This window comes from Mesorhizobium sp. M0815 (genome assembly GCF_040319995.1).
Taxonomy (GTDB): domain Bacteria; phylum Pseudomonadota; class Alphaproteobacteria; order Rhizobiales; family Rhizobiaceae; genus Mesorhizobium.
In genome coordinates, this window is the sequence record NZ_JAMYOU010000005.1 from 158092 (window position 1) to 183920 (window position 25829).

General features: G+C 61.8%; 24 protein-coding genes and 2 pseudogenes. 5 read left to right on the top strand and 21 right to left on the bottom strand.

The annotated features are described in order from the left end of the window. Positions 1-9 precede the first annotated feature (9 nt). From NKI01_RS08850 to NKI01_RS08895, 10 genes are all read right to left on the bottom strand, one after another. Positions 10-1425, bottom strand: a complete 1416-nt coding sequence (locus NKI01_RS08850; protein ID WP_023717564.1) for a pyruvate dehydrogenase complex dihydrolipoamide acetyltransferase — start codon at positions 1423-1425, stop codon at positions 10-12. 18 nt (positions 1426-1443) lie between these two features. Beyond that, the gene (locus tag NKI01_RS08855; protein WP_352482537.1) at positions 1444-2865 is read right to left on the bottom strand and encodes a pyruvate dehydrogenase complex E1 component subunit beta; all 1422 of its coding nucleotides are present in this window, start codon (positions 2863-2865) and stop codon (positions 1444-1446) included. 15 nt (positions 2866-2880) lie between these two features. Continuing rightward, positions 2881-3921 carry a pyruvate dehydrogenase (acetyl-transferring) E1 component subunit alpha gene (gene pdhA, locus NKI01_RS08860; RefSeq protein ID WP_502895946.1) on the bottom strand — a complete coding sequence of 347 codons (1041 nt, stop codon included), beginning with the start codon at positions 3919-3921 and terminating at the stop codon, positions 2881-2883. Between the two features lie 171 nt (positions 3922-4092). Then, positions 4093-4413, bottom strand: coding sequence for an FtsB family cell division protein (locus NKI01_RS08865; RefSeq protein WP_352482536.1), 321 nt, complete (start codon positions 4411-4413; stop codon positions 4093-4095). Between the two features lie 134 nt (positions 4414-4547). After that, positions 4548-5822, bottom strand: coding sequence for a phosphopyruvate hydratase (gene eno / locus NKI01_RS08870; RefSeq protein WP_023717560.1), 1275 nt, complete (start codon positions 5820-5822; stop codon positions 4548-4550). A gap of 399 nt (positions 5823-6221) precedes the next feature. Further along, the gene (locus NKI01_RS08875) at positions 6222-6587 is read right to left on the bottom strand and encodes a PRC-barrel domain-containing protein (protein WP_023717559.1); all 366 of its coding nucleotides are present in this window, start codon (positions 6585-6587) and stop codon (positions 6222-6224) included. Between the two features lie 122 nt (positions 6588-6709). Continuing rightward, entirely contained in the window at positions 6710-7561 is an 852-nt protein-coding gene (gene kdsA / locus NKI01_RS08880) for a 3-deoxy-8-phosphooctulonate synthase (protein WP_031193559.1), read from the bottom strand. Beyond that, positions 7558-8442 carry a VOC family protein gene (locus NKI01_RS08885; RefSeq protein WP_023717557.1) on the bottom strand — a complete coding sequence of 295 codons (885 nt, stop codon included), beginning with the start codon at positions 8440-8442 and terminating at the stop codon, positions 7558-7560. Before NKI01_RS08885 ends, kdsA begins: the two co-directional genes overlap by 4 nt. Before the next feature lie 303 nt (positions 8443-8745). Beyond that, positions 8746-9033, bottom strand: a complete 288-nt coding sequence (locus tag NKI01_RS08890) for a Dabb family protein (RefSeq protein ID WP_023717556.1) — start codon at positions 9031-9033, stop codon at positions 8746-8748. Positions 9034-9135: 102 nt separating this feature from the next. Then, positions 9136-9270: a hypothetical protein gene (locus tag NKI01_RS08895; protein ID WP_023675095.1), complete on the bottom strand. Its 135-nt coding sequence runs from the start codon at positions 9268-9270 to the stop codon at positions 9136-9138. Between the two features lie 186 nt (positions 9271-9456). On the opposite strand from NKI01_RS08895, the gene NKI01_RS08900 reads away from it, so the two are divergent. After that, positions 9457-10446, top strand: coding sequence for a glycerophosphodiester phosphodiesterase family protein (locus tag NKI01_RS08900; protein WP_352962832.1), 990 nt, complete (start codon positions 9457-9459; stop codon positions 10444-10446). 87 nt (positions 10447-10533) lie between these two features. On the opposite strand, the gene NKI01_RS08905 is transcribed toward NKI01_RS08900, so the two are convergent. Next, positions 10534-12513, bottom strand: a complete 1980-nt coding sequence (locus NKI01_RS08905; protein WP_352962834.1) for a bifunctional 2',3'-cyclic-nucleotide 2'-phosphodiesterase/3'-nucleotidase — start codon at positions 12511-12513, stop codon at positions 10534-10536. 130 nt (positions 12514-12643) lie between these two features. Next, positions 12644-13909, bottom strand: a complete 1266-nt coding sequence (locus NKI01_RS08910; protein ID WP_352962836.1) for an NAD(P)/FAD-dependent oxidoreductase — start codon at positions 13907-13909, stop codon at positions 12644-12646. Positions 13910-14089: 180 nt separating this feature from the next. Here NKI01_RS08910 and NKI01_RS08915 point away from each other — a divergent pair, with 180 nt between their 5' ends. Continuing rightward, the gene (locus NKI01_RS08915; protein WP_352962838.1) at positions 14090-14746 is read left to right on the top strand and encodes a 5-formyltetrahydrofolate cyclo-ligase; all 657 of its coding nucleotides are present in this window, start codon (positions 14090-14092) and stop codon (positions 14744-14746) included. 13 nt (positions 14747-14759) lie between these two features. Here the strand turns inward: NKI01_RS08915 and NKI01_RS08920 are convergent, their stop codons facing one another. Further along, complete coding sequence (locus NKI01_RS08920; protein ID WP_023675099.1) at positions 14760-15233, bottom strand: Lrp/AsnC family transcriptional regulator; 474 nt, start codon at positions 15231-15233, stop codon at positions 14760-14762. 158 nt (positions 15234-15391) lie between these two features. On the opposite strand from NKI01_RS08920, the gene ald reads away from it, so the two are divergent. Next, a complete protein-coding gene (gene ald / locus NKI01_RS08925; protein ID WP_352496510.1) occupies positions 15392-16507 on the top strand; it encodes an alanine dehydrogenase in 1116 nt (371 codons plus the stop codon). A 245-nt stretch (positions 16508-16752) separates the two neighbouring features. On the opposite strand, the gene NKI01_RS08930 is transcribed toward ald, so the two are convergent. The 7 genes and pseudogenes from NKI01_RS08930 to NKI01_RS08960 all read right to left on the bottom strand — a co-directional run bounded on the left by NKI01_RS08930 (position 16753) and on the right by NKI01_RS08960 (position 22090). Continuing rightward, the gene (locus NKI01_RS08930) at positions 16753-17220 is read right to left on the bottom strand and encodes a DUF1203 domain-containing protein (protein WP_352547207.1); all 468 of its coding nucleotides are present in this window, start codon (positions 17218-17220) and stop codon (positions 16753-16755) included. Positions 17221-17291: 71 nt separating this feature from the next. After that, positions 17292-18098, bottom strand: coding sequence for a 4-hydroxy-tetrahydrodipicolinate reductase (dapB, locus tag NKI01_RS08935; protein WP_023717549.1), 807 nt, complete (start codon positions 18096-18098; stop codon positions 17292-17294). A gap of 116 nt (positions 18099-18214) precedes the next feature. Further along, on the bottom strand, positions 18215-18772 hold the full coding sequence (locus NKI01_RS08940) for an OmpA family protein (protein ID WP_023717548.1): 558 nt from the start codon (positions 18770-18772) through the stop codon (positions 18215-18217). 86 nt (positions 18773-18858) lie between these two features. Beyond that, positions 18859-19422, bottom strand: a complete 564-nt coding sequence (locus tag NKI01_RS08945) for a GNAT family N-acetyltransferase (RefSeq protein WP_023717547.1) — start codon at positions 19420-19422, stop codon at positions 18859-18861. After that, a pseudogene (gene sseA / locus NKI01_RS08950) lies at positions 19422-20277 on the bottom strand (3-mercaptopyruvate sulfurtransferase). The gene NKI01_RS08945 and the pseudogene sseA overlap by 1 nt, the downstream one beginning before the upstream one ends. Positions 20278-20312: 35 nt before the next feature. Then, entirely contained in the window at positions 20313-21056 is a 744-nt protein-coding gene (locus tag NKI01_RS08955) for an alanyl-tRNA editing protein (RefSeq protein ID WP_023717545.1), read from the bottom strand. Beyond that, complete coding sequence (locus NKI01_RS08960; protein ID WP_023717544.1) at positions 21056-22090, bottom strand: cysteine synthase A; 1035 nt, start codon at positions 22088-22090, stop codon at positions 21056-21058. Before NKI01_RS08960 ends, NKI01_RS08955 begins: the two co-directional genes overlap by 1 nt. Before the next feature lie 215 nt (positions 22091-22305). On the opposite strand from NKI01_RS08960, the gene NKI01_RS08965 reads away from it, so the two are divergent. After that, positions 22306-23127 carry an SDR family oxidoreductase gene (locus tag NKI01_RS08965; RefSeq protein WP_352482520.1) on the top strand — a complete coding sequence of 274 codons (822 nt, stop codon included), beginning with the start codon at positions 22306-22308 and terminating at the stop codon, positions 23125-23127. An 8-nt stretch (positions 23128-23135) separates the two neighbouring features. Beyond that, positions 23136-24110: pseudogene (locus NKI01_RS08970) on the top strand (alpha/beta hydrolase). A 101-nt stretch (positions 24111-24211) separates the two neighbouring features. Here NKI01_RS08970 and NKI01_RS08975 read toward each other — a convergent pair. Beyond that, entirely contained in the window at positions 24212-25630 is a 1419-nt protein-coding gene (locus tag NKI01_RS08975; RefSeq protein WP_023717542.1) for a DEAD/DEAH box helicase, read from the bottom strand. Positions 25631-25829 lie beyond the last annotated feature (199 nt).

Genomic DNA, 25829 nt, shown 5'->3' on the forward strand with positions numbered 1-25829 from the left:
TCCCTTCTCTTAGACCAGCATGCCCATCGGGTTTTCGACCATGCGTTTGAAGGCGACGAGCAGCTCGGCGCCGAGCGCACCGTCGACGGCGCGGTGATCGGTCGACAACGTCACCGACATGATCGTGGCGATCTTGATCTCGCCGTTCTTGACCACCGCGCGTTGCTCTCCGGCGCCGACCGCCAGGATCGTCGCATGCGGTGGGTTGATGACGGCAGAAAAATCCTTGATGCCGAACATGCCGAGATTGGACACTGCCGTGGTGCCGCCCTGATATTCTTCCGGCTTCAGCTTGCGGCTGCGGGCGCGGCCGGCAAGATCCTTCATCTCGTTGGAGATAACGGACAGCGTCTTTTCGTCGGCACGCCGGATGATTGGCGTGATCAAGCCGCCGGGGATCGACACTGCAACACCGACATCGGCATGCTTGTGCTTGACCATGGCGTTTTCTGTCCACGACGCATTGGCATCCGGCACCGCCATCAGCGCCATGGCCAGAGCCTTGATGACCATGTCATTGACGGAAAGCTTATAGGCCGGCGTTTCCCCCTTCTCGGTCTTCTTCACCGGGGCGGCCGCATTGATCTGCGTGCGCAGGGCCAGAAGTGCGTCGAGCTCGCAGTCGAGCGTCAGATAGAAATGCGGGATGGTGGTCTTGGCCTCGACCAGCCGCCGCGCAATTGTCTTGCGCATATTGTCGTGGGGGACCAGCTCGTAGGAGCCTTCGGCAAACAGTTTGAGCACCTGCTCGTCGGACATTGGCTTGGGTGCTGCTGCCGCAGGTGCCGGAGCACCGGCGGCCGCTGCTTTTGCTGCTGGTGCCGCCTTGGCGCCGCCACTGGAAATTGCGGCCTCGACATCGGCCCTGACCACGCGACCATGCGGGCCGGAGCCCGTCACCGCCGACACATCGACACCGGCTTCCTTGGCGATGCGGCGGGCCAGCGGCGAGGCGAAGATGCGGCCGTTCGCGGATTGGCTGATCTCCCCCCGTGTGGGGGAGATGGCCGGCAGGCCAGAGGGGGGCGCCTCGCTCCCTGCGGCAGGAGGGACAGCGCCCCCCTCTGTCGACTTCGTCGACATCTCCCCCACGGGTGGGGAGATTGGCGCTTTTTCCTGCTTCGCCTCAGCCTTTGCCGGCGCAGCGCCATCACCGCTTTTGGCGGCAGAAGCAGCATCCTCGCCCTCCGCCGCCAGCACCGCGATCAGCGCATTGACCTTGACGCCTTCAGTGCCGGCCGGAACCACCAGCTTGGCAACCGTGCCTTCGTCGACGGCTTCGACTTCCATCGTTGCCTTGTCGGTCTCGATTTCGGCAATCACGTCGCCCGGCGAAACCTTGTCGCCTTCCTTGACCAACCACTTGGAAAGATTGCCCTCTTCCATCGTGGGCGACAGCGCCGGCATGGTGATGTTGATCGGCATTTTGTCCTCCCGCCCTGCTCAGCGATACGTGACGGCTTTGACCGCCTCGACGACCTCGCCGACATTGGGCAGCGCCAGCTTTTCGAGGTTCGCCGCATAGGGCATCGGCACGTCCTTGCCGGCAATGGTAATGACCGGTGCGTCGAGGAAATCGAAGGCGCGCTGTGAGACCTGATTGGCGATATGGTCGCCGACCGAGTTCTGCGGAAAGCCTTCCTCGACCACCACCAGGCGATTGGTCTTTTTGACCGAGGCGATGATCGTGTCGAAGTCGAGCGGGCGGATAGTGCGCAAGTCGATGATCTCGGCATCGATGCCCATGCCGCGCAACTCCGCCTCCGCCTTGATCGCGTAGGTCATGCCGATGCCGAACGAGACGATGGTCACGTCCTTGCCGGATTTGTGAATGCGCGCCTTGCCGATCGGCAACACGAAATCGTCCATCTTCGGCACGTCGAAGGAGTGGCCGTAAAGGATTTCGTTTTCGAGGAAGATGACCGGGTTCGGATCGCGGATCGCCGCCTTGAGCAGACCCTTGGCGTCGGCGGCGGTATAAGGCATCACCACCTTCAATCCAGGAATATGGCTGTACCAGGCGGCATAGCACTGCGAATGCTGCGCGGCGACGCGGGCAGCAGCGCCGTTCGGGCCGCGAAAGACGATCGGGGCGCCCATCTGGCCGCCGGACATGTAGAGCGTCTTGGCGGCTGAATTGATGATCTGGTCGATCGCCTGCATGGCGAAGTTGAAGGTCATGAATTCGACGATCGGCTTCAGGCCGGCCATCGCCGCGCCAACACCAACGCCGGCAAAGCCGTGCTCGGTGATCGGCGTGTCGACCACGCGTCTCGGACCGAATTCCTGCAACAGGCCTTGTGTGATCTTGTAGGCGCCCTGGTACTCGGCGACTTCCTCGCCCATGACGAAGACGTCGCCGTCGCGGCGCATTTCCTCCGCCATTGCGTCGCGCAACGCTTCACGCACCGTGGTCGAGACCATTTCGGTGCCGGCCGGGATGTCCGGATCGGCGGCAATTTCCAGCTTGGGCGCGGCGGCAACAGGTGTTGCCGCTTCGCTCTTGGCCGGAGCAGCAGCGGGGGCCGGAGCAGCCGCGGGGGCCGGAGCAGCCGCGGGCGCTGCCGCTTGCGACTCGACAGCCTCCTCGCCAATGCCTTCGCCCGCCTCGTCGATGTCTTCGCCATCGAGGGCCAGCACAGCGATCAGCGTGTTGACCTTGACGCCTTCGGTGCCGGCAGGAACCACGATCTTGGCAAGTGTGCCTTCATCGACGGCTTCGACTTCCATCGTTGCCTTGTCGGTTTCGATCTCGGCAATGGCGTCACCGGCTGCGACTTTGTCGCCTTCTTTCTTCAACCACTTGGAAACATTACCCTCTTCCATGGTCGGCGAGAGGGCGGGCATGAGAATTTCGATCGGCATGTCCTTGCCCTCTCGTTAAAGTACGATATCGGTCCAGAGCTCGGACGGATCCGGCTCCGCGTCGTTCTGGGCAAATTCTGCAGCGTCGGCGACAACGTCGCGGACTTCCTTGTCGATGGCCTTGAGCTCGTCCTCGCTTGCCCATTTCTTGTCGAGCAACCGTGCCTTGACCTGTTCGATCGGGTCACGTTCGGAGCGCATTTTCTGCACTTCTTCCTTGGAGCGGTATTTTGCTGGATCCGACATCGAATGGCCGCGGTAGCGGTAGGTCTGCATTTCGAGAATGAGCGGCCCGTTGCCGGCGCGGCACCATTCGGCGGCGAGGTCGCCGGCGGCCTTGACGGCGCGCACATCCATGCCGTCGACCTGGATGCCTGGAATCTTGAAGGAGGCGCCGCGATGCGAAAAATCCGTCTCGGCCGACGAGCGCGAGACCGAGGTGCCCATGGCGTAGCGGTTGTTCTCGATGATGTAGACCACCGGAAGCTTCCATAGCGAGGCCATATTGAAGCTTTCGTAGACCTGGCCCTGATTCGCGGCGCCATCGCCGAAATAGGTCAGCGTCATATTGTTGTTGCCGCGATAGCGGTTGGCGAAGGCAATGCCGGTGCCGAGCGACACTTGCGCGCCGACGATGCCGTGGCCGCCGTAAAAATGCTTCTCCTTGGAGAACATGTGCATGGAGCCGCCCTTGCCTCTCGACAGGCCGCTACGGCGCCCGGTCAGTTCGGCCATGACGCCGCGCGGCGACAACTCCATGGCCAGCATATGGCCATGGTCGCGATAGGCGGTGATCATCTGGTCGCCATCGATCAGCGCCATCTTCATGCCGGTAACGACCGCCTCCTGGCCGATGTAGAGATGGCAGAAACCGCCGATGAAGCCCATGCCGTAAAGCTGGCCGGCCTTTTCCTCGAAGCGGCGGATGAGCAGCATGTGCCGGTAGGCGGCAAGCTCCTGGTCTTTGGTGAATTCAACAGGCTTTGGGGTGGAAAGGCCCATCGTTTTGCCGTCGGATTTGGATTTGGCAGGCGCTTTTCTGGCGGCGGTGGCCATGCATCACTCCCTGTTGGCGTCTCTTGGCGGACAGCGAGGGAGATCAGTTCTCCCACCGATTTGAGGCAGGCTAACATGCAGGGAAGGCTTTCGCCATGCCGAAAACGCATGGCTGTCATGCATCTAAGCGCCTAAAATCATTGCAAATATCGCCGATTAACTGAAATTGCGTTATCTTGCGACCGGCAGCATGATGGTGATCTCGTCGGCATGGGACAGATTGAGCGCCTTGCGCGCCTGCTCGTCCAGCATGTCCTTCTCGAGCGTGCCCTCATGCATCAGCTGGACGCGGCGCTCCAGGTCGATCCGGCGTGCCTTGACGGCATCAAGCCTGCCCTGCAATGCGACAGTCTCGGCTTCGAGCCGATACTTGGAATAGATGCCGAACTCGCCATGATAGGCATGGAAGCCGAAATAGGTCAGGAACACCACGCAGAGCGAGGGGATGATCAGCCGGCCGGTGTTTCTTTGCTTGTGCTGGCGTGTCCACATGGTCCGAATCCTCTGCGCCGCCTTTGTCGCCCGATTGTGCTTAATGGACGGTTACGGATTGCTGGATTCGGAGCCCTGAAAGCAAAAGGGCGGGAATGTCCCCGCCCTCGCTCGCTCGGATTTTCTGTCGAAAATCAGCTTTTAACGATCGACTTGCCGGCATACCGCGCCTGCTTGCCGAGCTCCTCTTCGATGCGGATGAGCTGGTTGTACTTGGCCATGCGGTCCGAGCGTGACAGCGAGCCAGTCTTGATCTGCCCGCAATTGGTGGCAACGGCGAGGTCGGCGATGGTCGAATCCTCGGTCTCGCCCGAGCGGTGCGACATCACCGCGGTATAGCCGGCCTTGTGCGCGGTCTCGACGGCGTCGAGCGTTTCGGTAAGCGAGCCGATCTGGTTGACCTTGACCAGGATCGAATTGGCGACACCCATGCGGATGCCGTCGCGCAACCGCGCCGTGTTGGTGACGAACAGATCGTCGCCAACCAGCTGCGTTTGCTTGCCGATGAGGTCGGTCAGCATTTTCCAGCCGTCCCAGTCGTCCTCGGCCAGGCCGTCCTCGATGGTGATGATCGGGTAGTCGGCAGCGAGCTTGGCCAGATATTTGGCTTGCGCCTTCGGGTCGCGGGTCTTCTTCTCGCCTTCATAGACGTAGTTGCCGTCCTTGAAGAACTCGGTCGCCGCGCAGTCGAGTCCGAGTGCGACCTCCTCGCCTGGCCTGAAGCCGGCCTTCTCGATCGATTCCATGATGAAGTCGAGCGCGGCCGGCGCGCTTTTCAGGTTGGGGGCAAAGCCGCCCTCGTCGCCGACATTGGTGTTATGGCCGGCATCCTTCAGCCTCTTCCGCAGCGTGTGGAATATCTCCGAGCCCCAGCGCACGCCATCGCGCAGCGTCGGCGCGCCGATCGGCAGAATCATGAATTCCTGGAAATCGATCGGGTTGTCGGCATGCGCACCGCCGTTGATGATGTTCATCATCGGCACCGGCAGCACATGCGCCTTGGTGCCGCCGACATAACGGTAGAGCGGCAGGCCGGCCGCTTCGGCCGCGGCCTTGGCCACGGCCAGCGACACACCGAGAATGGCATTGGCGCCGAGCCGGCTCTTGTTGGGCGTACCATCGAGCTCGATCATGGTTTGGTCGATGTGGATCTGATTCTCGGCCTCCATGCCGCCGATCGCCTCGAACAGCTCGCCGTTCACTGCCTCAACCGCCCTGAGCACGCCCTTGCCGAGATAGCGGGGGCCGCCGTCGCGCAGTTCGACCGCCTCATGCGCGCCGGTCGATGCGCCGGACGGCACCGCGGCGCGGCCCATTGAGCCGTCTTCGAGCACGACGTCGACCTCGACGGTCGGATTTCCGCGGCTGTCCAGGATTTCACGCCCGACAATGTCGATGATGGCCGTCATTGCGATGTCCCCGATTGATCGATTGAAGCGTCGCGCACCTCTTAGCCAAAGCGCTGCAAAACGCAATCGGGGCACTTGCAAATATTGCCCGTGCGCCCATTGCCGCTCTTGGGATTCACGAAGCACAAAGCGCTGTCATCATTTGTCATGCGCGGCATGCCGGTTTCTGGTTTATGGCTGTTGTCGCGCGGGGCGAAACAGGAGGAGTTTCGCCATGTCCCAGTTGAGCGGTATTGTGAGTTTGTTCCTGATTGCGGCTGCGTTCCTGACGTCGTGCGACAATCAGCAACCCCCGCAGGGATCGTCGCCTTTGCCGGCCCTGCAAATTGCGCAGTAGCATCCCGCCACATCGAAAGGCCCCCGATTTCCCGGGGGCCTTTTTGATTCCAGGAGACTTAGTCAGTGCCAGTAAGGCTCGACCTTGTAGTAGTTGTATGAGGCGTCACGTGCAGCCTCGCCGTCGGCGCCGGTCAGCTCGTTGATCGAGTAGGAAGGAGCGGCCATCAGCTGGTCTTTGGTGAACGGCACGACATAGCCACCCCTGTTCTCATCATAATCAAGGCTCGCCCACGGAATGGCGTGGTATTTCTCGCCAATGCCGAGAAATCCGCCAAAACCGATCACGGCGAACATGATTCCGTTCGACAATTTGTCGAGCATGACGTCCTCAATGTCGCCGATATGAGTGCCTTCCGTGTTGTAGACCGATGTGCCGATAACCCGCGAAGCGGCAATGGCTTCGGTGTGTCCCGTCTGGGTCGTCATGGTGTGCTCCTCGTCGTCGTTGACATTAGATTTTGACAATGAGGGCCGCGGGCTAAGGTTCCAGACAGGTTCGAAATTCTTCAAAGTTTTCTTGGCGACGCTGCTGTGGCGCAACTGCTGGTTCAACCCACGCTCTTGGCGATGCGATCGAACGCCATCAGCCGTTCAAGCAATGCGGGAAGATCCTTTAGCGGCACCATGTTGGGGCCGTCGGAAGGCGCGTTGTCGGGGTCCTGGTGCGTCTCGATGAAGACGCCGGCGACGCCAACCGCGACAGCCGCGCGCGCCAGCGTCTCGACAAAGCGCCGGTCGCCCCCAGACGAACCGCCCTGCCCGCCCGGCTGCTGCACCGAATGAGTGGCATCGAAAATGACCGGCGCGCCGATCTCGGCCATGATCGGCAGCGCCCTCATGTCGGACACCAAGGTGTTGTAACCAAAGGATGCGCCGCGCTCGGTCACCAAGACATTGGCGTTGCCGGAGCCGGTGATCTTGGCGACGACGTTCTTCATGTCCCATGGCGCGAGGAATTGGCCCTTCTTTACATTGACCACCTTGCCGGTTCTTGCCGCAGCAATCAGCAAATCGGTCTGCCGGCTGAGGAAGGCAGGAATCTGCAGAATGTCGACATGCGGCGCGACGATCGCGCATTGTTCCTCAGTGTGGACGTCGGTCAGGATCGGCAGCGAAAAATTCTTGCGCAAATCGTCGAAGATCGGCATTGCCGCTTCAAGTCCCGCACCGCGCGTGCCGCCAAGCGAGGTGCGATTGGCCTTGTCGTAGCTGGTCTTGTAGACGAGCCCGATGCCGAGCCGTTCGGTCAATTCCTTCAGCGCACCGGCCATGTCGAAAGCGTGCTGCCGCGATTCCAGCTGGCATGGACCGGCGATCAGCGATAGGGGCGCGCTGTTGCCGAAAATGACCTTTCCGATCGCAACGGAAGAATTTGGCATCAGAGGATTGAGCTTGTTCATGCGATCTCCCGGAAAATGAAGGCCGCGCCCTGCCCTGGCGCCGGCGACACGATGATATCACCGCCGCGTATGTCGTGTTCGACGGAATTGGCTGCAAGCAGCTTTGCGACGGTGTCGCAGTGCCTAATCGAAAAGACGATCCCAGCAAAGCGGAGTTCAGACGGCGCGCCGGCGGGAATGCCGAAGCGTGCCGCAAAGGCTGCAGGATCCAGAACGGTCACAGCGGCATTCGGCAGCTTATAGACAGTGCCGCTCTGCGCCTCCATCCCGGCTGCGATCGAAATCACATGGCCTTGTTCGGAAGGTTCGCGGCTGACTGCCACGACTTCGACAATGCCGGTTGCGCCATTAGCGTGGGCCTGCAAAGCGGTGCGGTCGACCTTCGGCGCATTGATCCGTTCGCAGGCGAAGAGAAAAGCGTCCGTTGCCTTGCCTAGAGCCGCGAAGGCAAGCTTGAATGATGCGGTGTCGCTCTTTCCTGTCGCATCAGCGAAGGCGCGCGAAAAGCTGAGCATGTCTCCCGCCGACAGTCCGGCTTCGATGAAGCGCGCGTGGTCCGCGGCAGCGCTTTCGGTGCCCAGCACCACGGCAGAAAATCCTTCATCACCGTTTCTTTCGCGATAGGTGTGATCCCGCGCGACAAAGACATTGCGGTTCGCGATCGCCGTTGCCACGGCCTGTCGGTCGGCGACCGCGAGCGGCTCGAGATAGGTACCGTCGGTGAGGAAGACACAACAGTTTTCCGTTCCGAAGGGATGGATACCCGTCGGCGCAACGGTAAAGCCGAGCAAGGTCAAGCGCGCCCGCGCAACATCGAGGCTCGCGGTTGGCAACACCAGGTGATCGAGCGGATGAGGGCTTGCGGGGGTGTTCTCGGTCATGTCCCGCGCGGTGTGCCTCATTCCTGAAAATGGTTCAAGGGCTTAGCCGGCACCTCGGCGGCGATCGCAGTGCCCGGCCGCGAGGAGCCGACTTGCCGCCGTCAAAAATCATCCTAGCTCATTGCCAGGGGAAGAGACCTTTTCATTGCCCTGGCCGTTATTGCCTAGCAGTTATCGCCGTGCTGATCTGGAACGCGCCAAAGCGGCCGGGCGTCGATCCGACCGAGACCTCCGCGGCTCAGACGGAATGAATCGGGCTGCGGCGCGGCCCCGCTCCGCGACGTGAAATCTGCCTTAGGGCGGTCAACTTGCCACTATATCGGCCGAATAACGCAATTCGCGCAGCGGTTTTACCCGGCTGGTGGTCTCTGCATAGAGCGGATGCGCCTTGTAGGCGGCGAGCGCTGCCTCGTCTTCGAACTCGGCGTAGACGACCACATCGATTTCATCCGAGAGCGGGTCGACCTTGGTGTTGAGCGTCACCTCGAAACGGCGCGAGTGGGGTATCTTGCCGAGCGCCAGCAGACCCGTACGCACCGCCTCGACGTCCACTTTACGACGCGCGCTGAAGAAAACGATATGCCGGATCAACCCAGCCTCCTCGACCGTTGGACCGGCGTTCTTTTGTGTCAGCGGGAGCGTGCCGTCAATCGGCAGGATGTCGCGTCGGCGAACCGTGGCGAAGAAGAGAAACTACACCATACTGGTTACATAGTGCACGACGCGGGTCACCTCCCTGATGGTCCTGTCGAGGTAGCGGCCTTGGTTGTAAATGCCGTCCCAGATCAGGAAGAAGGTGACGGTCGTGATGATGATGACATAACGCATGGCTAAAACTAGCGCATATGGGTGGTTGCAACCATAGTGATTCCGGCCCTGCTGGGACCCTCCCCGAATTTTAACGGTCTTTGGTCTGTCTGCTGCGATGCTTGCTGGCCAAACTGGCGCTACCGCTGCAGGCGGCTTGGAAAGATAACCCCGCTCGGCTTCGACGACCGCTTCAGGAATCATACCATGCGAAAACGGACGATCTCCCTCATTGCAGTTCTTGTCGCTGCAGGCGGCATCTGGCTCAACAACACTTCGCTGCTGTCGAGCCGGCCGGCCGTCACCCCTTCGGTGCTTGCCCATCGCGGCCTGGCTCAGGATTTCGACCGTACGAACCTCGGATCGGAAACATGCACGGCCGATCGCATGCTGACGCCGCGCCATTCCTTCCTCGAAAACACGATACCCTCGATGGAAGCCGCCTTCGCGCTCGGTGCGGACGCGCTCGAACTCGATGTCCATCCCACTACGGACGGCAAGTTCGCCGTCTTCCACGATTGGACGCTGGATTGTCGCACCAACGGCAAGGGAGAAACGCGCCGCCATGCGATGTCCGAATTGAAGACGCTCGATATCGGTTATGGCTACACTGCCGATGGCGGCAAGACCTTTCCGTTTCGCGGCAAGGGTGTCGGCATGATGCCGTCGCTGGATGAAGTCTTGCAGCGCTTCCCGAACCGGCGTTTTAATATCAACATCAAAAGCAACGATCCCAAGGAAGGCGAGATGCTGGCCGCCTGGTTCGCCACATTGACGCCGGCCGAGCGCGCCAATCTGACGGTCTATGGCGGCGACAGGCCTATAGAAGCAGTGAAGGCAGCGTTGCCGGACATGCATACGCTGAGCCGCGCATCCCTGACGCGCTGCATTCTTCGCTATGCTGCGCTCGGCTGGAGTGGCTACGTTCCGGATGCCTGCCGCCAGGGCACCTTGCTCATCCCCGTCAATGTCGCAAAGTGGATGTGGGGCTGGCCCGCCCGTTTTCTCGACCGTATGGACAGCGTCGGCAGCCGCGTCTACCTGCTCGGTCCTTATTCCGGCGGCGGCTTTTCACAAGGCCTCGACGACCCCGCCTCGATCGACCAACTGCCGGACGATTATTCCGGTGGGATTTCGACGGATGCGCTGGATCTGGTCATGCCTGCCGTCAAGCGGCGTTTCGCACCACCTGCCTGAAGAGGCTGCCTGCCTCAAACGGATCGGCCGTATCGGGACAGTATCTTAACGCTGAGACAGTTTCGAGCCGACGCTCAAATCCTCGCCTCAAAGAGTGATGCGGTATTTGGAAAACCCCGCTTCGCCCTCGCCCGCCGGCTCGATCTTCAGCGACTTCACTTGCGCAATAAATTCTCTCGCCTTGGCGCCGGTCTCGAACACGACGCTGGTTTCCGGCAGCGGCGCAAACGACCAGTTGGCATCCGCCGACGGGTTGATGGTGCCTTTGCTGACGATATAGCGCACGATCACGTCGCGGTTGGTGTCGGGCGCTTCGTAGATGATCTTCGAGGCATTGATCTCCGGGAAATTGCCGCCGCCGCCGGCCCGGTAGTTGTTGGTTGCGACGACGAATTTCCGCATGGGATCAATTGGTTTGCCGTCGAACATCAAGTCAATGATGCGGTTCGAGCCGGCGTTCACCAGTCCGCCCTTCGAATCATATTTCGGTGGCTGCGACAGGTCGATCCGGTAGGTGACGCCGTCGATCACGTCGAAATTATAAGACGGGAAGTCGGTGTTGATGAGCGCCTGGTCAGCTTTGCCCGGCTCGATCCGGTTGAAGATGCCGGCCGACATTTCCAGCCATTCCTTCACCTCTGCCCCCGTGATTTCGACGGCGCGCACCGTGTTTGGATAGAGATAGAGGTCGGCGACGTTCTTTATGGCGATATCGCCCACCGGCACGTCGGTGTAATAATCTGCGCCGTTGCGCCCGCCCGCCTTGAACGGTGCCGCCGCTGACAGCAGCGGCATATCCTTCCACTCGGTGTTCTTCAGGATGTCCTTCAAGTACCAGGTCTGCGCCTGGCTGACGATCTGCACCGATGGATCGTCGGCGACCAGCGCAAAATAGGAATAGAGCGGCGCCGAGGTTTTGCCGACCGGCCGACGCACATAGGCAAGCGTCGCCTCGTGGTCCTGTTTGAGCGCGTCGACGATGCGCTGGTCGTCAGCGACGGTCGGCTTGTTCGTCTTGTCGGCCCGCTCAAAGATAGGCCTGGCCTCAGAGGTCGCCGAGACGATTTTCCATGTCGATCCGTCGCGCTCCAGCAACAGATCGATCAGCCCCATATGCGAGCCCCAGAAGCCGGCCATGACGGCGGGCTTACCTTGCAACGTGCCTTTCGCCGTATCGACGGCTTCCAGCGACTGAAAGTCCTTCTTGCCAGGGAAGACCAGATGCTGGTGGCCGGTGAACACAGCATCGATACCTTCGACGCCGGCAACGAAGAAGGAGGCATTCTCCATCATGTCGCCTTGCTTCACGTCGATGCCAGAATGGGAGAGCGCAATGATGATGTCGGCGCCTTCTTCCTTCATCTGCGGCACCCACGCCTTGGCCGCCTCGACGATGTCGCGCGTCTTGACGCTGCCCTCGAGATTTTTCAGATCCCAGACCATGATCTGCGGCGGCAGGAAGCCGATGATGCCGATCCTGATCGGCTGCTCGGCGCCCGACCCGTCTTTGATCTTCCTGTCGAGGATGACGAAAGGTTTGAGATAAAGCTTGTCGTCGCGCGGGTTCGCGGCAAGCTCCGTGCCGCGGATCAAATTCGCGCAGACAAACGGGAAATTGGCACCGGCCAGCACCTTGTCCATGAACGACAGGCCGTAGTTGAACTCGTGGTTGCCGAGCGTCGAGCATTCGTAGCCGAGCAGGTTCATGCCCTTCATCACCGGATGCAGATCGCCGTCCTTCATGCCCCTCTCGTAGGCGATGTAGTCGCCCATCGGGTTGCCTTGCAAAAGGTCGCCATTGTCGATCAGCATCGCGTTGGTTGCTTCCTTGCGCACGGCTTCAATCAATGATGCCGTTCGCGACAGCCCCATCGTGTCGTTAGCTTTGTCGGCGTAGTAATCGTAAGGCAGCACGTTCACGTGGATGTCGGTCGTCTCCATAATCCTCAGATGCGACTGATTGGCTTGAGCCCGGGCGGAGAACGGGTGCAGCATGATCAGCGCTCCACCGGTGGCGACGCCGGCGAGGAAATCGCGGCGTGAGACGAGGTGGCGCAATTGGGACATTCGTTTCTCTTTCTTCCACGACGTGACAAGTCCTGCCCGAAGCAAAGCTTCGCGCCGAAATCCAGCCGAGTCCAGAAGTCGATTCCATCAAGAGGAGGTGACGCGCTGATGAATGTCCGGCAGCGAACAATCAGCCCTTGTCGTCGTCGCCCTGGGTGATCAATCGCGCGCTGCGCTGACCGGTGAAGTAGATCCATAGCCAGCTCAGGGAAACCGCAAGCCGGTTACGAAAGCCGATCAGGAAGTAGATATGCGCCAAGCCCCATAGCCACCAGGCAAGCCGGCCGGTGAGCTTGATCCAGCCGAAATCGATGGCCGCGGCGCGCTTGCCGATCGTCGCCAAATCGCCGTCATGCCTGTAGTGGAACGGACGTACCGTTGTGTCGCCGGCGAGCCTGGCCTTGATTGTCGCGGCGACGTGCCGTCCCTGCTGCTTGGCTGCGGGCGCGACGCCCGGCACCAGGCGGCCATCCGGCCGCAGGACGTGCGCTGCGTCACCGATGACGAAAATCTCCGGATTTCCCGGCACAGTGAGGTCGGGCTCGACAAGCACCCTGCCCGCGCGGTCGGCTGCCGCGCCGAGCCATTCGGCGGCCGGCGAAGCGGCGACGCCCGCCGCCCAAAGAATTGTCCTGGCCGGCAAATGCCTGTCGCCGAAGACGACACCCTCGGCATCGCAGCGCGTAACCGCCCGGCCGAGTTCGACGGTCACGCCGAGCCGTTCGAGCGCCTTCATTGCATAATCGGAGAGGTCCGGCGCGAAATTGGCAAGAACGCGGTCGCCGGCCTCAATCAACACCACACGCGTCTCGCGCGTGTCGATGTTGCGGAACTCGCCGCGCAGCGTGTCATGCGCCAGTTCGGCAATCGTGCCGGCCAATTCCACGCCGGTCGGCCCGCCGCCGACGATCGCCAGCGTCAGCAGTGCCTGGCGCTTGGCGGGATCGGTTTCCCGCTCGGCCTGCTCGAAAGCCAAAAGAATACGCCGTCGGATGGTGGTGGCGTCCTCCAGCGTCTTCAGGCCCGGCGCGAACGGCTCCCATTCGTCATGGCCGAAATAGGCGTGCCGCGCACCGGTGGCCAACAGCAACGTGTCGTAGGCGGCCGCTCCGCCATCATGCAGCAGCACGCGCTTGCCGGTGCGGTCGATGCCAGTCACGGTCGCAAGCAGCGTCGTCACGTCCTTGCGTTTGCGCAGGAGATGGCGGATCGGCCAGGCGACTTCGGAGGTTGCCAGCGCCGTCGTCGCCACTTGGTAGAGTAGCGGCTGAAAGAGGTGATGATTGCGCCTATCGATCATGGTGATGCGCACCGGCGCGCCGGTAAGTGCGCGGGTGAATTCGAGGCCGCCGAATCCGGCGCCTACGACGACGACGTGATGGTTGGCTGTGTTCATCTCACTCATCCCTCTCGCCAAGGCTGATGTAAGTATCCTTGTGCAGTGCAGCAATGCCTGCGCTGCACCTGCCTGGGACTCGTCGCTTGATGTCGTGAATACGCATGCTGCAGACTCATTCCCGGATATAGCCTACGTCCCGGATAGGACTTGGTCGGAACAGTATATTGCAGGTGAATCATGGCTAAGGATGAAGATGAAGGCTCGGGGCAGTACGCCTCGCCGCCTTGTTTTACGCACGAGCTCGATCCGGAGTTCCAAGCGCCGCTGTCCGAATGGACCGATGTCAGGCGCTGGCGCAGGGCCGAGCGCGAGCGGTTGATCGCATCCCGCCTTGCCGTTTCCGCCGACATGCGCACAGCCATGTCGCAGCGCATTGCCGATGGTCTCGATGCGGTGATCGGCGACATCGCCGGGCGCATGGTCAGCCTCTACTGGCCGTTTCGCGGCGAGCCGGACCTGCGCCCGTGGATGGAAACCGTTAACGCGCGAGGTGGCCGCACGGCGCTGCCCGTTGTCGTGGAGAAAGACCGGCCGCTTATCTTTCGCGCCTATACCCACGGAGACCGGCTGGAGAAGGGCGTCTGGAATATCCCGATACCGGCCGAGGGCGATCCGGTACTGCCCGACATCGTCATTTCGCCGATCGTCGGCATCGATCCCGGACATTTTCGCCTGGGCTATGGCGGCGGCTTCTTCGATCGCACGCTTGCCGCGATGCCGTTCAAGCCGCTGGTCGTCGGCGTCGGCTACGAGTTGCAGCGCATCGTGACCATCTACCCGCAGCCGCACGATATTCCGATGGACCGTGTGGTGACCGAGTCATTCAACGTTTAGGCGAGTTTGGGGCCTAGGCTAGCTCAGGCTTCATTCCAACGGCCGTGCGATCGACGATTTCGCGCAAGGCAAAGGACGAATTGATCTTCGTCACATGCGGCATTGCCGAAAGCCACTCCTTGTGGATGCGTTCGTAGTCGACGAGATCCTTCGCCGCGATGCGCAAGATGTAATCATACTCGCCCGACATCAGATGGCAGGACAGGACGTTCGGGCAGCGCTTTATCGCCGCTTCGAAATCCGACAACGTTTTCTCGAACTGCCCGGACAGCGATATATGCACGATCGCCGTCATCTGGTGCCCAAGTGCGGCGTTGGACAGCCGGGCGTGATAGCCGCGGATGGTTCCGGATTTCTCCAGATTGTCCAGCCGCCGCGAACAGGCCGACTGCGACAGGCCGACCTTTTCGGCGAGCGCTGCATTGGGTATCCGCCCATCCTTCTGCAATGTCTCGAGAATGGCGATATCAATCCTGTCGAGCGGCATTTTTGCGGGTTCCTGCGATAATTCTACTGTTTCGCGCAACGATTATCGAACGGTAGTCTCTTCGGCAAGCGCATTCGCAAACACTTCCCGAACGATTCGTGGTTCACTATCTCTAGACAGGGAACAGGCCCTAAAAGGGCCGGATCAGGAGAAAAAAGATGCGCGTCGGTTGCCCCCGGGAAATCAAGAACCATGAATACCGCGTCGGCCTGACACCGGGCTCGGTCCGCGAATATGTCGCGCATGGCCATGAAGTGCTGATCGAGACCGGCGCCGGCGCCGGCATCGGAGCCGACGACAACGCGTACCGCGCCGCCGGCGCCACGATCGCCAAGACGGCGGCCGACGTGTTTGCCAAGTCGGACATGATCGTGAAGGTCAAGGAGCCGCAGCCCAACGAATGGGTTCAGCTCCGCGACGGCCAGATCCTCTACACCTATCTGCATCTCGCCCCGGATCCGGAGCAGACCAAGGGCCTGCTGGCCTCCGGCGTCACCGCAATAGCTTACGAGACCGTCACCGACGAGCGCGGCGGCCTGCCGCTCTTGGCACCGATGTCGGAAGTTGCCGGCCGCCTGTCGATCCAGGCGGGGGCCACGGCGCTGCAAAAGGCCAATGGCGGCCGCGGTGTGCTGCTTGGCGGCGTGCCCGGCGTGCTGCCCGGCAAGGTCACTGTGCTCGGTGGCGGCGTCGTCGGCCTGCATGCTGCACGGATGGCTGCCGGGCTTGGCGCCGACGTCACCATCATCGACCGCTCGATCCCGCGCCTGCGTCAGCTCGACGATATCTTTGGAGGCCGCGTCCACACCCGCTACTCGACCGTCGAGGCGCTGGAGGAAGAATGTTTTTCGGCTGACATCGTCGTCGGCGCCGTGCTGATCCCGGGGGCAGCCGCGCCCAAGCTGGTGACGCGCGAAATGCTCTCGGGCATGAGGAAAGGCGCCGTGCTGGTCGACGTCGCCATCGACCAGGGCGGCTGCTTCGAGACCTCGCACGCCACCACCCATGCCGAGCCGACCTATGCGGTCGACGGCGTCATCCACTATTGCGTCGCCAACATGCCGGGTGCGGTGCCGGTCACATCGGCCCACGCGCTCAACAATGCGACGCTGCACTATGGCCTGCAGCTCGCCGACAAGGGCCTCAAGGCGCTGGTAGACGACCACCATCTGCGCAACGGGCTGAACGTCCACAAGGGCAAGATCACGAATCGCGCAGTGGCCGAAGCACTCGGCTATGAGCTGGTCGAGCCGAAGGCCGTTCTCGCGGCCTGAGCTGTCCGAATCTGCCTCTCCAGTGCCCGTCGGTTTCGTCCGACGGGTTTTTCTTATGTCGAAAAACTGAAAAGTGTCGGGCGCGCGGAATAACCCGACAACAAAAAAGCGGAGCCAAAGCCCCGCTTCCTCGGTTGTCGAGATTTCCGCCGGTTCATCCGCGGTCGGCAAATCGATCGACCATCCCTCTCTATCGCAAGAATACGACGGGAGTACGACAGCCCAAGCCGGTGCAGCCTATCCGGTTACACCCGGTCTATCCGACACTGATAGCAATTGTTGCGGGCCGAGCGGATGTGGACGTAAGCAATGTCGTCGCGCTCGAACAACGTCTCCGCCCGTGCCGCGATGGCATCGGTCGGAATGACGCCGCCGCTGCCATAGACGATGCGGTCGTCCTTGCCGTAGCCGCGCACGATGTAATCGCTGCTTTCGAGTATATCGGGAAGCGTTTCCCCCTCGGCGGCGCGTTCGCATTCCTCCGCATGCAGAAAGATCGGCCCGGTTTCGGCATAAGGCTGCAGTTCCGGAAAAGGCCGATAGGCCAGAACAAGATAGGCTTCTCCCGCAGCAACATTCTTCAGGCAATGACGGCAGGGCACGCCGTCGCCATCCGAAATCTGCCGCTCTGGCTTCAAGTCATAAGCATCAGGCCCGCCGCGCTGAAGCGCGCGAACCGCATCGGTTGGCAAGGCTTTGAATTTTACGGTCATGACGAATCTCCGGTGGCGTCGACCGGAAATTATGCTTTCCATGCAAAGCTTCCCACCCGATTCCTGCCGGATCAGTCCATCAACGCGTCGAGACCACGCACCAGGCCTTTGATCTGCTGTACCCGCCTGATGGCGAGCAGCGTGCCGGCCACGTAAGGCGCCGCGGACGAGCCGGCATCGTGGCGGATGGTCAGCCGCTCGTCTGGCAGGCCGAACAACGCCTCGCAGGACAGGATGTAGGACGGCAGGCGAAGCGCGTGCACTTGCACACCCTCGCCCGCGCCGACCGCAGCACCGCGTGTAGCCGGCACGCCGGAGACCTCGGAGACCGGCTTTGCCGTTGAGGCCTTGCGGATGTCGGCCAGCGCTTCAGCAAGTTCCCGCGCGGTACCGGAGGGCGCGTCGGGCTTCTTTGCACTGGCATAATCGATGACCTCGACATCCGGCACGTATTTTGCCGCCATAAGTGCAAACCGCTTCATCAGCGTAGCGGTGATGGAAAAGTTGCCGGCGGCAACGACGCCGACGCCGTGGGCGCGCGCCGCGGCGTCGATGTCGGCATAGTCGGCAGCACCCAGTCCCGATGTGCCGATCACAGCGTGCCGTCCCTTGTCGATGGCGAGCAGCACATGGTCTTTCACGACATGTGGCTTGGTGAAGTCGACCAGTACGTCCGACGGCGCCTCCAGCGCCTCGGCCAGCGAGGCCGAAACGGAGATACCATTAGCCGGCATGCCAACCAGCAGGCCGGAATCCTGCCCCGCGCCGCTACGTGACACAGCCCCGGCCAGCGCCATGTCACCTTGCGCCCCGATCGCCGGAACCAGCGCCTTGCCGACCCAACCGGTCGCGCCGGCCATTACCACGCGAATTGCCATCGTGCGATCCTCCATCACCATCGGTTTTTAGACGACAGCGATATGGAAAGAGCCCGGCTCATTCAAGTCGGGCTCGCCTTTGAATATTGATCCAGACCTTGAACGGCTAGATCATTTTAACGGATGAAGTCGTCGAAGCGGCGCAGCGTCACCCGGCGATTTCGCCAGTTCTCATTCTGCGTCTGCACGAGCAGGAACTCCTCGCCGTAGCCGACGGTTTCGAGCGCATAGCCCGGCACACCGAATTCACGCAGCAAGGTGCGCTTCAGCGAGGCGGCACGTTGTTCGGACAAAATCTGATTCGACTGGAAGGAGCCCACAGCATCGGTATGGCCTTCGATCAGCACGCGGGCACCCGGATCGCGCCGCAGAATGCGCTGAAGTGCATCGGCGATGTTTTCGATCTTGGCGTATTGCGATTCGGAAATGGCAGCCGAGCCGAGGGCGAAATTGATCGACTGGATATCGATAGAGCGGGCCATGCGCCGCAAGTCCGGCCGCTTCTTGAATTCGCGGATGGTGACGCGCTGATTCGGGCGCAGCTTCACCCGGGGCGCGGCTTCAAGCTGGCGCTCGATCGTGGCGGCCGAAGGCGTGGTCGCCTGGGCAACGGCAAGGGTCGGCATGGCGAGTGCCGCAACCAGCACGGCGGCAAATGTGCGTCGGGTCAGCATGTCTTTTCTCCTTCGGCCCTCGGCCGCATTGTGATGCCGACAAGATGGCAAAGACTAGCTGAAGCTTGGATGAACGAGCCTGAAAATCAGGGCCGCATGACGCTGGCCGCGCGCTCGGCAAAAGGCATCGGATGTACGACCTCCTTTTTTTGCGCCACCGGCGTGAAGCCGAGTTTTTGATAAAGCGGCAAGGCTGCTGGGTGATCAAGGGTGCAGGTCTGCACCGTCACCCGCTTGGGTCCGTGCGCCCAGGCTGCGGCGATTGCCGCACCGAGGAACCAGCGGCCAATGCCTTGCCCGGTCGCGTGCTCCATCATGCCGAAATAAGCGAGTTCCACTTCCTCCGGCAGATGCGGCTTGAGGTCGAAGAAGCCGGCCGGCGCGCCGTCGAGATAAAGCACCCTGATGTCGCGGTCCTCGCGGTGGATGCCCGCCGCAAGCTCCTCGTCATTCAGTCTCAGCACGTTGACCCAGTGCCATTTGCGGCCGACCCGATCCATCAAATAGCGGTAGAAATGCAGCGGAATGTCTTTGGTCTTGAGCAGCGCGATCTGGCGGTTGTACGGCAGCGGCGGCGAATAGGCAGGCGGCACATGCATTTCGAGAAACGTCACGGTGACGTCGATGTCTTCCAGCGCTCCGTTTTTCATCACCGTCGGTCCTTGCCCGTCACGACGGGCGTGTCGGAAAGCCCACCCCATTCCGTCCATGACCCGTCGTAAAGCCTGTTTTCGGCATGGCCAAGCGTCTCCAGGGCCAGCGTGATGGCTGCCGCGGTGACCCCCGAACCGCAGGAGGTGACGACCGGCTTCGACAGATCGATGCCGGCCTCCTCGATCACTTTGCGCAGCCTGTCCTTGGGCAGCAATTCGCCGTTTTCCGAAAGCGCCGAAAACGGCACGTTGTGCGCGCCCGGCATGTGGCCGGAGCGGATGCCGGGGCGCGGCTCCGGCTCGGTGCCGGCAAAACGGCCAGGCGAGCGTGCGTCGGCGATCTGGCTCTCCCCCGTCTCGACGATCCGGCGCATGTCGGCAAGGCTGGCGACGCGGGCGGCATCGAAGTTGGCATAAAACACGCAAGGCGCGATCTTCGTCGGCTCCGCCGTCACCGGCCGTCCGGCGGCTTTCCAACGATCGAAACCGCCGTCGAGTATATAGACCTGGAACACGCCCATAACGCGAAACAACCACCAGGCGCGCGGTGCAGAAAAGAACCCTGGCCCGTCATAGACAACAATCGTGTCGTCGGCCGAAATGCCCATCGCGCCGACATATTGGGCAAAATGCTGCGGCGACGGCAGCGTGTGAGGCAGAGCCGCGTCGGGGTCCGAAACCGCATCCTGGTCGAGGAAGCGGGCGCCTGGAATATGCGCTGCGTCATACTCGGCGCGCGTCGCGCTTTTGCGCCGGCAGATACCAGGACGCGTCGACGATCGTCAGCCCAGGCTCGCCGAGCCGCTTCTGCAACCAATCGGCATCGATGGTGAAAGGACTGTCGTCGGCCATCTTTTCTCTCCTGTCCCGCCTGTCCCAGTCCTATATCAGGCTGGCGGCATCGGGCCAAAGCGAATGCGGAAGCGCCGGTTCTCGCGGCCCTTCTTCTCGATCTTGCCGATATGGATCTCGCCGATTTCGCCGGTGCTCCTCACATGGGTACCGCCGCAAGGCTGGCTGTCGACCGAAGCATTCTCGCCGATGCAGACCAGCCTGATCTTTCCCGTGCCGGCCGGCGGCCGCACATTCTTGGATTTCACCAGGCTTGGATTGGATGCCAGCTCCTCGTCGGAGATCAGCCGGGTGAAGATCGGGTGGTCGGCCCGCACCAGTTCCATCAGCCTGGCCGTCACGTCTTCCTTGGTGAAGCCGGCATCCGGGATGTCGAAATCGATACGGCTGTCGTCCTCGGAAACCGCGGCACCGGTGATCGGGAACGGACAGACGACGGTAAGCAGATGGCAGGCCGAGTGCATACGCATCAGCAGCTGCCGCCGCGGCCAGTCGATGGCGAGCCTCATCCGCTCGCCCAACCGTGGAACCGCCTGCTCCGGCGCCGGCACATGGATGATCTCGTCCTTGGTTTCGCCGGTGATCGTAGCGGCAATCGCAATGCCGGTGCCGTCGGCGCGTTCGAGGCTGCCAGTGTCGCCCGGCTGCCCGCCCGATGTGGCGTAAAACACGGTCCGGTCCAGAATGATGCCGCCGCGATCGTTGACTGCGACGACGGTGGCGTCGGCCGTCCCCAGATAGGCGTCGTCACGAAACAGCGCTTCGGTCTTGTGCGCCATCACGCGACCCTTTCGAACGGCACCGAAATCGTGCTCCGTTGCTCCATCCAGCCCGGCACCGGCAGCTTCTTTTCGCGCAGGAATTCAGGATTGAACAGCTTCGACTGATAGCGCGTGCCGTAGTCGCAAAGCATGGTCACGATGGTTTGGCCGGGGCCTAGCTCGCGCGCCAGGCGAATGGCGCCGGCAATGTTAATGCCGGTCGAGCCGCCAACGCAAAGTCCCTCCTCCTGGATCAAGTCGAATACGATCGGCAGTGCGTCCTCATCGGGGATCTGGAAGGCAAAATCGGGTGTAAAGCCTTGGAGGTTGGCGGTGATCCGCCCCTGCCCGATGCCTTCGGTGATCGAACTGCCCTCGGATTTCAACTCGCCGCTGGTGTAGAAGGAATAGAGCGCAGCCCCCAGCGGATCGGCCAGTGCGATCTTGACCTGGCTGTTCTTGGCCTTCAGCCCGAAGCCAACGCCTGCCAGCGTGCCGCCGGAACCGACCGCCGACACGAAACCATCCACCTTGCCGCCGGTCTGGTTCCAGATTTCTTCGGCTGTGGTGCGGATATGGCCGTCGCGGTTGGCGACATTGTCGAACTGGTTGGCCCAGATCGCGCCGTTCGGCTCGGTCTTCGCCATTTGCTCGGCCAGCCGGCCCGACAGCTTCACGTAGTTGTTCGGGTTCTTGTAGGGCACGGCTGGCACTTCGATCAGCTCGGCGCCGAGCAGTTTGATCGTATCCTTCTTCTCCTGGCTCTGGGTATCGGGAATGACGATCACCGTGCGGTAGCCGAGCGCCTTGGCAACCAGTGTCAATCCGATGCCGGTATTTCCGGCCGTCCCTTCGACGATGACGCCGCCGGGCCGCAGCAGCCCGCGCTGTTCCGCATCGCGGATTATGAACAGGCCGGCGCGGTCCTTGACCGACTGCCCGGGATTCATGAATTCGGCCTTGCCCAGAATCTCGCAGCCGGTTGCTTCCGAGGCCTTGTTGAGGCGGATCAGGGGCGTGTTGCCGATCACGTCGATCACAGAACGGGGCATGGAGATTCCTTTGTGGGTGCGGCGAAACCCTAGAAACCCGACGCTTCGGTTTCAAGGCAAGAATTTGCCTGGTCCAGTCGCATTTCGCACACTGCAATTGCTGCAGCCAGGAGCGCCCGGCCGGCATTCATTTCAACCATGTACCGAAAAGCACTCTTTTCATTCGATTTCTTCACCGCTAGAGCACAGGCTAAGAAGAGCCGGCGGGGCGCAGCATGACACTCTATCGGGCCAATCCGAAGCATGGCGTCGCCTGGATTACGGGCGGCAGCAGCGGTATCGGCCGTTCGCTGGCCAAGGATCTTGCCGCTCAGGGCTATGTCGTCGCAGTGACTGCGCCCGATGACCATCCGATCGATACGCTCATCGTCGAAACGGCGCAGATGGCGGGCCGTGTCGTAGCCTTTCCCTGCGACGTGACCGACGAAAAACGCATGGCAAAGACGGTTGCAGCGATCGAGAAAGATCTCGGTCCGATCGTGTTGGCAGTGTTCAACGCGGGAAGCTATATCGCAACGCCGGGCGAGGATCTTGTCGCGCGCAATTTCCGTCGGTCTTTCGAAGTGAATTATTTCGGCATCATCAATGGCCTGCTGCCGGTCATCGAACGCATGCGCGTGCGCTCGCGCGGCCATGTCGTGCTGATCGGTTCGGTCACCGCCTATTTCGGCTGGCCCACCACCGCCGCCTATGGCGGCACCAAGGCGGCAGTCAATATCTTGGCCGAGTCGCTGAAATATGATTTCGACAAGATGAACGTCCGCATCCAGGTGATGAATCCAGGCTTTGTCGACACGCGGCTGACCGAGAAGAACTTCCTGCCGATGCCGGGCTTGATGCCGGTCAATCTGGCCTCGCGCCGCATCGCGCGAGGCATCGAATGCGGTGGCTTCGAAGTCACTTTCCCACGCCGCCTGAGCTGGACACTGAAGCTGCTCAGGATACTGCCGAGGCCGTTCTGCCGATGGGTGATCAGCACGGTCACCCGCTGGAATGCGCGGCCGCTGAATTTCGACCGCAAGCCACCGGTCGAATAGGATCCGTGATGGGCCGACGGATCATGTTTGCGGCGCTGGGGCTTGTCCTCATCCTTGTCCTGGCCTTGGCGCTTGGTCCGCGCGTCCTCGTCGAAACCACAATCCGTTTCGATCCCTCAGTGATCGGCGACGATCCGCAGGCCTATCTGGCGCGCCAGGAGGCGGCCGTGCCCGGCATCCGCGACGGGCTGGACAAGGAAATCATCTGGGCCGACCCGATGGTCCATGCCAAGACGCCATTCGCGATCGTTTACATCCACGGTTTTTCTGCGTCGAAGGGCGAGATTCGTCCATTGCCCGACGAGGTGGCCGACCAGCTTGACGCCAATCTTTTCTACACGCGCCTGAGGGGACATGGACAGGATGGCGCCGCGATGACGCAAGGCAGCGTCGGTGCCTGGATCAACGACTACGAGGAAGCGCTCGCTATCGGCCGAGCGATCGGCGACAAGGTGATCGTCATAGCCACCTCGACCGGCGGCTCGCTGGCGGCGTGGGCCGCGACGCAGCCAAGCGCATCGAACAGCGTCGCGGCGATCGCATTCATCTCGCCGAATTTCGGCGTCAAGGCTTCCGGCGCCGAATTGCTGACCCTACCGTGGGGCAGACAGATCGTCGAGCTCGTCGCCGGCAAGGAGCGTAGCTTCGTGCCACGCAACGCGCTGCATGAAAGGTTCTGGACCTAACGCTACCCGATCGCCGCGACATTGCCGATGGCGGCGCTGACAGAGCTTGCCTACGGCGCGCCGGTGGAGAAGACGTCCATCCCTGCCCTGTTCATCTTTTCGGATTCGGACAAGGTGGTACGACCAGATCGCACCCGCGAAATCGCGGCTCGCTGGGGCGCCGCACATGAATTGGTGCCGGTCGACGATACCGGCGACCCCGACAACCACGTCATTGCGGGTGACGCGCTGTCGCCATCGACCACGGCTTTCCTGGCGCAGCGGATTGTCGTGTGGGTCGAGGCGGTGGTGAAGTAACCAAAGGCCTCAAAGCAAAAGGGCGCCCCGAGCATCACGCCGGGCGCCCTTTTCAATCGTGAGTGACCAAGCCAAGCTTGGCCGACCGCAACACGGTCAGGCTATGCGGCCCGCGCTGCCGGCCGCTTACCGCCGAAGCGGCGCTTGTTGTTGCCCTTGAAGGGCTTGGCGCCTTCCGGCTTGCGCTCGCCCGCAAAGGCTGGCTTGTCGCCGAACCGCTTCTTGCCGAAGCCGTTGTTTGCGCCGCCGGGCCGCCTGCCGTCGCGACGGCCATTGTGGTCGTTGCGATCATTGGCCGGTTCGAAACTACGCTCGTTCTTCTCGGCGGGATTGCGCTGTGGATCGGGGCTGCCGAGATGGTCGGCAACGATCGGCAGCTTGGTGCGGATGATGCGCTCGACCTGGCGCAGCTTGCTGTTTTCGGACGGGTCGCAGAGCGTGATGGCGATGCCGTCCATGCCGTTACGGCCGGTGCGGCCGATGCGGTGGACATAGCTCTCCGCCTCGTCCGGCAGGTCGAAATTCACCACATGGCTTATGCCCGGCACGTCGATGCCGCGCGCCGCAATGTCGGTCGCCACGAGAATGCGCACCGAACCCTCGCGGAAATCGTTGAGTGCCTTCTGGCGAGCGTTCTGCGACTTGTTGCCGTGGATGACGGCGGCCTTGAAGCCGTCACGCTCGAGATCCTTTGTCACCCTGTCGGCGCCATGCTTGGTGCGCGAAAAGATGATGACGGACTTCATCGCCTCGTCGGCAAGCATGTTGGCCAGCACCTGACGCTTCTGCTTGGTGCGGGCAAAGACGACGCCCTGCACGATCTCGGCGGCCGCGGTGCTGTGAGGAGCGACTTCGACGCGAATCGGGTTCTTCAGCAGGCCTTTCGCCAGTTCGGCGATTTCGGCCGGCATGGTTGCCGAGAACAGCACCGTCTGACGGTCCGGCGCCGTCGCCCTGGCGATGCGCTTGACGTCGTTGATGAAGCCCATGTCGAGCATGCGGTCGCCTTCATCCAGCACCAGCCATTTGGTGTCGGCAAGCACGAGGTCGCCTTCACGCACCAGGTCGGTCAGCCGACCTGGCGTTGCGATCAGGATGTCGACGCCGGGCGCAACCTTCTTCACCTGGCTGAAGCGCGAGACGCCGCCAAGCACCAGCGCTGTCGAGACATGCGCGCCCTTGGCAAGCAGCTTGATCATCTCCTCGATCTGCACGGCGAGTTCGCGCGTCGGCGCCAGGATCAGTGCGCGGGCTGTCTTCGGCCGGCGCTTGGTGCCAAGTGCGATGATCTTCGACAGGATCGGCAGCGCGAACGCCGCCGTCTTGCCCGAGCCGGTCTGGGCGATGCCGAAAATGTCGCGGCCTTCGAGCTGCGGCGGGATCGCCTGGGCCTGGATCGGCTTCGGATCGGTAAAGCCGGCGGCATTCGTGGCCTTGAGCAGTGCGCCGGTAATTCCAAGTGCGGCGAAACCGTTCAGTTCCCCAGCGTCCTTACCGGTCAAAGTGTTTTCATTGGTCAAAATATTCTTCTTTCATGCGGCTCCTGGCCGCAAACATCAATGGCGGCAGGGCGCAACCTGCCGTCGAAAATTGTCATGAAACGACAAGGCGGGCGGACGTTATCGTCCGCACGGCAGCGCTGTCGTGCCCGCAGGCATCATGCCACGGGGCTTTTTCGCCACCTTGCCGATATGTCGGGAAGAGGGAAAACAGACGCAA

Excerpts from the sequence above, each read along its gene's own strand:
- NKI01_RS08850 (WP_023717564.1), bottom strand. The coding sequence starts at position 1,425 with ATGCCGATCAACATCACCATGCCGGCGCTGTCGCCCACGATGGAAGAG.
- NKI01_RS08855 (WP_352482537.1), bottom strand. The coding sequence starts at position 2,865 with ATGCCGATCGAAATTCTCATGCCCGCCCTCTCGCCGACCATGGAAGAG.
- pdhA (WP_502895946.1), bottom strand. The coding sequence starts at position 3,921 with ATGGCCACCGCCGCCAGAAAAGCGCCTGCCAAATCCAAATCCGACGGC.
- NKI01_RS08865 (WP_352482536.1), bottom strand. The coding sequence starts at position 4,413 with ATGTGGACACGCCAGCACAAGCAAAGAAACACCGGCCGGCTGATCATC.
- eno (WP_023717560.1), bottom strand. The coding sequence starts at position 5,822 with ATGACGGCCATCATCGACATTGTCGGGCGTGAAATCCTGGACAGCCGC.
- NKI01_RS08875 (WP_023717559.1), bottom strand. The coding sequence starts at position 6,587 with ATGACGACCCAGACGGGACACACCGAAGCCATTGCCGCTTCGCGGGTT.
- kdsA (WP_031193559.1), bottom strand. The coding sequence starts at position 7,561 with ATGAACAAGCTCAATCCTCTGATGCCAAATTCTTCCGTTGCGATCGGA.
- NKI01_RS08885 (WP_023717557.1), bottom strand. The coding sequence starts at position 8,442 with ATGACCGAGAACACCCCCGCAAGCCCTCATCCGCTCGATCACCTGGTG.
- NKI01_RS08895 (WP_023675095.1), bottom strand. The coding sequence starts at position 9,270 with ATGCGTTATGTCATCATCATCACGACCGTCACCTTCTTCCTGATCTGG.
- NKI01_RS08900 (WP_352962832.1), top strand. The coding sequence starts at position 9,457 with ATGCGAAAACGGACGATCTCCCTCATTGCAGTTCTTGTCGCTGCAGGC.
- NKI01_RS08905 (WP_352962834.1), bottom strand. The coding sequence starts at position 12,513 with ATGTCCCAATTGCGCCACCTCGTCTCACGCCGCGATTTCCTCGCCGGC.
- NKI01_RS08910 (WP_352962836.1), bottom strand. The coding sequence starts at position 13,909 with ATGAACACAGCCAACCATCACGTCGTCGTCGTAGGCGCCGGATTCGGC.
- NKI01_RS08915 (WP_352962838.1), top strand. The coding sequence starts at position 14,090 with ATGGCTAAGGATGAAGATGAAGGCTCGGGGCAGTACGCCTCGCCGCCT.
- NKI01_RS08920 (WP_023675099.1), bottom strand. The coding sequence starts at position 15,233 with ATGCCGCTCGACAGGATTGATATCGCCATTCTCGAGACATTGCAGAAG.
- ald (WP_352496510.1), top strand. The coding sequence starts at position 15,392 with ATGCGCGTCGGTTGCCCCCGGGAAATCAAGAACCATGAATACCGCGTC.
- NKI01_RS08930 (WP_352547207.1), bottom strand. The coding sequence starts at position 17,220 with ATGACCGTAAAATTCAAAGCCTTGCCAACCGATGCGGTTCGCGCGCTT.
- dapB (WP_023717549.1), bottom strand. The coding sequence starts at position 18,098 with ATGGCAATTCGCGTGGTAATGGCCGGCGCGACCGGTTGGGTCGGCAAG.
- NKI01_RS08940 (WP_023717548.1), bottom strand. The coding sequence starts at position 18,772 with ATGCTGACCCGACGCACATTTGCCGCCGTGCTGGTTGCGGCACTCGCC.
- NKI01_RS08945 (WP_023717547.1), bottom strand. The coding sequence starts at position 19,422 with ATGAAAAACGGAGCGCTGGAAGACATCGACGTCACCGTGACGTTTCTC.
- NKI01_RS08955 (WP_023717545.1), bottom strand. The coding sequence starts at position 21,056 with ATGGCGCACAAGACCGAAGCGCTGTTTCGTGACGACGCCTATCTGGGG.
- NKI01_RS08960 (WP_023717544.1), bottom strand. The coding sequence starts at position 22,090 with ATGCCCCGTTCTGTGATCGACGTGATCGGCAACACGCCCCTGATCCGC.
- NKI01_RS08965 (WP_352482520.1), top strand. The coding sequence starts at position 22,306 with ATGACACTCTATCGGGCCAATCCGAAGCATGGCGTCGCCTGGATTACG.